Below are 4,732 nucleotides of genomic sequence, written 5' to 3'. Positions count from 1 at the left end.
GCGAGAAGTCGGCCTGGCCGACTTCTCGCGCAAACCTTCCCGCCTCACGCCACCTGCCCTTTGACGGGCCGGAGCCCTGGCCCGATCAGCGCTGGATCTCGGCCCGCGCCCGCTCGTCCGGCGTGCCGATGTCCCAGAAGCGGACGATTCCATGCGCGCCGGCGTAAGCGCCCGTACCGCCGGTGACGGCCATGTCGAGCGGGGCACTCGATCCCTTCGTCCAGAGCGACTGCATCGCCAGGGAGCCGCCCTCGACCTCCATGGTGATGAGGCACTGCTTCGTCACCTCCCCACCGTGGAGCTGGACGACCTGGCACGATCCGCCCCCGCGTCCGACGCTGCGGCCGCCCTGAACGGTGGCGCCGGAGTAGACGTCCATGTCGCCCAGGCTCGGCCCGGCCTGGCCGAGGTCCAGCACCTCGTACTGGTCGTTCTGGACCTTGAGTTCGAGCACCTCGACGCGTCCCTTCCGCAGGCTGTCGGCGTCCGCGGTGCCCACGGCGGCGAATCCGATCGCGGCCGTGGCCAGCGCGGCGGCGACGAACCTCCTGGCCGTCAGGTACCTGCTGCTTCCGTTGGTGCCCATGCTGGGTCCCCCTTCGCTGTGAACTCGTGCGCGAACTCCCTCGACGCTATGACCCGCGAGCCGGCCTTTTCCAAGACCAATCCCGTTATCGCGCCATACCTTCGCGGGCATGATCGGCTCACAGCGGAGCAGGTCCTACCAGGACAGGAACCCCTCGACGTCGCGTTTCAGAGGCTGCGGCACCTCGGCCAGCTCCGAGACGATCGAGCGCACCTCCCACCTGAGTTCGGGGCGCTCCCGCCAGACCGCCTCGCCCCTGGTGAGCACGGCGGCCAGCAGATCGCCCTCGTACATGTCGCCTGCCGCCAGCGGGTCGGCCCGCAGGACCTCCACCGCCAGCGGCAGGAGGTGGGCAAGGCCGACGTCCTGCCTGATCAGCAGCCGCAGGTCTTCGACGGTCAGGCCGCCGATCGGCCGGCGCCGAAGCTCGCGCGCGGTCGCCACGAGCCGGGTCTCGCCGCCCGAAGGGGCCGGCCGGCGGTCGTGCTCAAGTTCCTCGAGCGAGCGGTCACGGTCCACGATGCGAGTCACCGGCCGATCGTCCCATGTCGGCTCTCGAAAGCTGTCCGAGCGGCGGTCAGCCGGAGGACTTCACCGACTCCTCCGACAGGTCCCAGAGCCTCCGGGCGTTCTCGCCGTCCAGCGCGTAGCGCGCGACGCCTTGCAGCGGGACGCCTCGGCGGTCGAGCACCTCGGCCTCGTCGCAGTCGGCGAAGTAGCGGCCGCCGACGCCGTCCAGGAGGGGTGAGACGGCGAGCAGGACGGAGGTCGCCGCTCCCTGGGCGACCGTCTTCATCAGCTCGGGCGGGATGGTCCCGCTGCCCTGGCCGTCGGTGTGGCGCTGGAGGTTGGTGAGGATCGCGCCGGGCATCAGGGCGTTGGCGGTGATGCCGTCGCCGGCCCAGCGGCGGCTCGCCTCGACCGCGAACAGGACGTTGGCGGTCTTGGACTGGGCGTAGGCGAGCCACGGGTCGTACGGGCGGAAGGCGAAGTGGACGTCGTCCCACACGATCGGCGACCGCTGGTGGGCGCTGGAGCTGACCGAGACGATCCGGGCGGCGCCGTCGGCGGCGAGCGCGCGGTGCAGGCCGGTGGCGAGGGCGAAGTGCCCCAGGTGGTTGGTGGCGAACTGCCACTCCCAGCCCTGCTCGGTGTACCGCTCCGGGCAGGCCATCACGCCGGCGTTGTTCACCAGGATGTGCAGCGGGCCCTGCCAGGCCTCCGCGAACGCGGCGACGGAGGCCAGGTCGGTGAGGTCCAGCCGGCCGACGTGCACCTCCCGGTTGCCGGTGGCCGCGGTGATCTCCTCGGCGACCCGCCGCCCGGCCGCCACGTCGCGGACGGCCAGCGTGACGGCGGCGCCGGTGCCGGCCAGCACCCGGGCGGTCTCCGTGCCGAGGCCGGAGGCGGCGCCGGTCACCACGGCGCGGCGGCCGGTGAGGTCGACGCCCTGCGCGACCTCGGCGGCGGTGGTCGCGAAGCCGTACGGCGTAATGATCGCGTTCATCGGTGAACTCCTCTTCGGGGAAAGGGTGTTGTCGACGCCCTCACGGTACGAGCAGGCGGTCCTGCTCGGTCGGCGGCGTGCCGCCGTACCAGTCGAGCGGGCGGCCCGCGCGGACGAGTTCGCCGTACAGGGCCGGGTCGACGGGCTCTGCGAACACCAGGTCCAGGATGTCCGCGGCCGCCACCGCGGGCGGGCGCGCCTCGCGGTAGTCGCCGAACCAGGGGCGCGAGGTCGCGGTGTCGACCATGCCCGGGCAGACGGAGGCGATCAGGATGCCGGCGGCGAGGTCGCGCTCGCGCCGCTCGGCGGCGACCGCCCGGACGGCGGCCACCTGGGCCACCTTCGAGGGCACGTTCAGCCAGCGCGGCCAGCCCGCCTCCCCGGCGGTGCCGTGGTGGATCGCGGCGCGCCAGGACTCGACGGCGTACTCCACCTGGTCGAGGGTCGCGCCGTCGAACAGGTGCCGCAGCCGGGGGTCCAGGTGGCCGAGGGTGCCCAGGCTGCTGGCCACCACGAGCAGTCGGCCGCCGGGGCGCAGCACCGGGGCGAAGTCGCGCAGCACGGCGTGGGTGGCGGTGTTGGAGACGTCGATGAACTCGTCGGCGCGCTCGGACTGCGACTCGCCGGGGAGCAGCCGGGCGACGGCGTTGGACAGGACGATGTCGACGCCGCCGTGCTGCTGCCGGAGTTCGTCGGCGAGGCGGGCGAGGGCCTCGGTGTCGGTGACGTCCAGGACCCGCCCTTCGACGCGGCCGCGGGTGTCGGTCGACCGCGCGACCTGGTGGGCGGCCTCGGTGACGCGCTGCTCGCTGCGGCCGGTGAGCAGGACCAGGTCGGCCGGCCGCAGGCGGGCCGCCAGGCCTTCGGCGAGGGCCCGGCCGAGGCCCTGGTTGGCCCCCGTGACGAGGGCGGTGCGGGGATCGCTCATACCGACCACGGTAGGAACCGGCGCCTCCATGAGTCCAACGAAACTCTCGCACCTCTGCTATGCGTAGACGTCATGGACTTCACGGACGTCTCGCTGACCGCGCTGCGGGTGTTCCGGGCCGTGGCCGAGCAGGGCACCTTCACGGCGGCCGCGCAGGCGCTGGGGTACACCCAGTCGGCGGTGTCCCGGCAGATCGCCTCGATCGAACGGGCCGCGGGCGCGGAGCTGCTGGAACGGCGCCGCGAGGGCGTCCGGGTGACGGCCGCCGGGCGGGTGGTGATGCGGCACGCGACCGTCGTGCTGGACGAGATCGACGCGGCGGCCCGCGAACTGTCCGGCCGGCCCGAGGAGGGCGGGACGGTCCGGCTCGGCTGGGTGCCGACCGCCGGCACCACGCTCGTCCCGCAGGCCCTCGCCGCGCTGCGGCGCAGCGCCCCGGGAGTACGGGCGACCAGCCGCGAGGGCGGCACGGCGACGCTGGCGCGGGCCCTGCGGGCGGGCGGCATCGACCTCGCCCTGCTCTCCTCGGCCCCGCCGTTCCGCGCCCCGGACACCGAGTCGCCGCCCCTGGTGCTGCAGACCCTCACCGAGCGCGCCCTGTGCCTGGCCGTGCCCGCGGCGCACCCGCTGGCCCGCGGGGAGTACGTCGACGTGGCCGACCTGCGCGGGCAACGGTGGATCGCCGGGCCGTCTGCCGGGGCCGACCGGCTGATGGGGGTGTGGCCGGGGCTGGACGAACGGCCCGAGATCGCCCACACCGCCCGCGACTGGCTCGCCAAGCTGCACCTGGTGGCGGCCGGCGGCGGGCTGACCACCGTCTCCCCCGCCATGGCCGCCGCCGCACCGCCCGGCGTACGCGTCCTGCCGGTACGCGGCGGCCCGCAGGAGGTGCGGCGCCTCCTGCTGGCCCGCCTCCCGCAGCCGCCCACCGACCCGGTCCGCCGCCTGGCGGCGGCACTGCGCGCGGCAGCGGTGGCGGAGGCGAACGGCGGTTCGCAGGAGGCCCGTTGAGCCCCGCGAGCGTCAGTCTGCGGGTCAGTCCGCGGCTCGTCGGTCCGCCCCGGGCGGCGGGACGGGCCCGAGGTCGGCCTCGGGCTCGCGGGTGAGGACGGCGAGCAGGGCCGGGTCCGCGTACACCTCGGCGCTGTGCTGCCACTGGGTGAGCAGGAGCTCCACCGGGGCGAGGTCGTCCGGGGCCACCGCGCCGCGCGCCGTGTCGACCAGTTCGGTGATCAGGGTGTCGAGGTCCCCGTCGGGCAGGACGGTGCACCAGGGCAGGGCTACGGGCAGAGCCTGCCGCAGTGCGGCGGCGTCTCCGGCCCGCGCGAGCTCGGCGAGTGCTTCGGGGGTGAAGTCCACGACTGAGGAGCGTACTTGAGGCGGGGAGGATCGAGTGCGGGCGCGAGTGGTCAGCGGCCCGGGCGGCAGGGGGCGGGGGTGCCACGGGTCGGGTCGGCGGTGACGGCCGCCGTGACGGCGGCGGCCAGGCAGGCGATCAGGCAGCGGGTGACGGGGTGGCGTACGGCGCGCAGCAGGGCCGGCGGGCGTGTGGCGGGGGCCGGGTGGTGTGTCATCGGGGGCTCCTTCGCGTGGGGGTACGGCCGTCGGGGGCCCCGGCGGTGGGCGCCGCCCCCCGCGGGGCGGGCGGGGGGGGGGGGGGGCGCCCCCCGGCGGCGCGGGGGGAGTGCCCGCCGCGGCCCCGCGCCCCGGG

General features: G+C 75.2%; 7 protein-coding genes. 1 reads left to right on the top strand and 6 read right to left on the bottom strand.

All coding sequences use genetic code 11. The features are described from left to right. Positions 1–85: 85 nt before the first annotated feature. The 4 genes from ACFRQN_RS39955 to ACFRQN_RS39940 all read right to left on the bottom strand — a co-directional run bounded on the left by ACFRQN_RS39955 (position 86) and on the right by ACFRQN_RS39940 (position 3,021). Positions 86–586: a hypothetical protein gene (locus tag ACFRQN_RS39955; protein WP_380745557.1), complete on the bottom strand. Its 501-nt coding sequence runs from the start codon at positions 584–586 to the stop codon at positions 86–88. A gap of 135 nt (positions 587–721) precedes the next feature. Further along, positions 722–1,117 (bottom strand): contact-dependent growth inhibition system immunity protein, encoded by a 396-nt coding sequence (locus ACFRQN_RS39950; protein ID WP_380745555.1) that lies wholly within the window; start codon positions 1,115–1,117, stop codon positions 722–724. Positions 1,118–1,163: 46 nt separating this feature from the next. Beyond that, positions 1,164–2,093: an SDR family NAD(P)-dependent oxidoreductase gene (locus ACFRQN_RS39945; protein ID WP_380745553.1), complete on the bottom strand. Its 930-nt coding sequence runs from the start codon at positions 2,091–2,093 to the stop codon at positions 1,164–1,166. A gap of 40 nt (positions 2,094–2,133) precedes the next feature. Next, entirely contained in the window at positions 2,134–3,021 is an 888-nt protein-coding gene (locus ACFRQN_RS39940; RefSeq protein ID WP_380745551.1) for an SDR family NAD(P)-dependent oxidoreductase, read from the bottom strand. Between the two features lie 72 nt (positions 3,022–3,093). Between ACFRQN_RS39940 and ACFRQN_RS39935 the strand changes: the two genes are divergently transcribed. Then, the gene (locus ACFRQN_RS39935; protein ID WP_380745549.1) at positions 3,094–4,032 is read left to right on the top strand and encodes a LysR family transcriptional regulator; all 939 of its coding nucleotides are present in this window, start codon (positions 3,094–3,096) and stop codon (positions 4,030–4,032) included. Between the two features lie 24 nt (positions 4,033–4,056). On the opposite strand, the gene ACFRQN_RS39930 is transcribed toward ACFRQN_RS39935, so the two are convergent. Both ACFRQN_RS39930 and ACFRQN_RS39925 read right to left on the bottom strand, forming a co-directional pair. Beyond that, positions 4,057–4,380, bottom strand: coding sequence for a hypothetical protein (locus ACFRQN_RS39930; RefSeq protein WP_380745547.1), 324 nt, complete (start codon positions 4,378–4,380; stop codon positions 4,057–4,059). Between the two features lie 50 nt (positions 4,381–4,430). Beyond that, the gene (locus ACFRQN_RS39925; protein ID WP_380745545.1) at positions 4,431–4,595 is read right to left on the bottom strand and encodes a hypothetical protein; all 165 of its coding nucleotides are present in this window, start codon (positions 4,593–4,595) and stop codon (positions 4,431–4,433) included. Between the last annotated feature and the right edge of the window lie 137 nt (positions 4,596–4,732).

This window comes from Kitasatospora sp. NPDC056800, from assembly GCF_042789775.1.
Classification (GTDB): Bacteria; Actinomycetota; Actinomycetes; order Streptomycetales; family Streptomycetaceae; genus Kitasatospora.
The sequence above is the reverse complement of the archived record's forward strand: the minus strand, read 5'-3'. Positions and strand labels throughout refer to the sequence as shown.

Bases quoted from the DNA above. Each gene is read 5' to 3' on its own strand.
- ACFRQN_RS39955 (WP_380745557.1), bottom strand. From the start codon at position 586: ATGGGCACCAACGGAAGCAGCAGGTACCTGACGGCCAGGAGGTTCGTC.
- ACFRQN_RS39945 (WP_380745553.1), bottom strand. From the start codon at position 2,093: ATGAACGCGATCATTACGCCGTACGGCTTCGCGACCACCGCCGCCGAG.
- ACFRQN_RS39940 (WP_380745551.1), bottom strand. From the start codon at position 3,021: ATGAGCGATCCCCGCACCGCCCTCGTCACGGGGGCCAACCAGGGCCTC.
- ACFRQN_RS39935 (WP_380745549.1), top strand. From the start codon at position 3,094: ATGGACTTCACGGACGTCTCGCTGACCGCGCTGCGGGTGTTCCGGGCC.
- ACFRQN_RS39925 (WP_380745545.1), bottom strand. From the start codon at position 4,595: ATGACACACCACCCGGCCCCCGCCACACGCCCGCCGGCCCTGCTGCGC.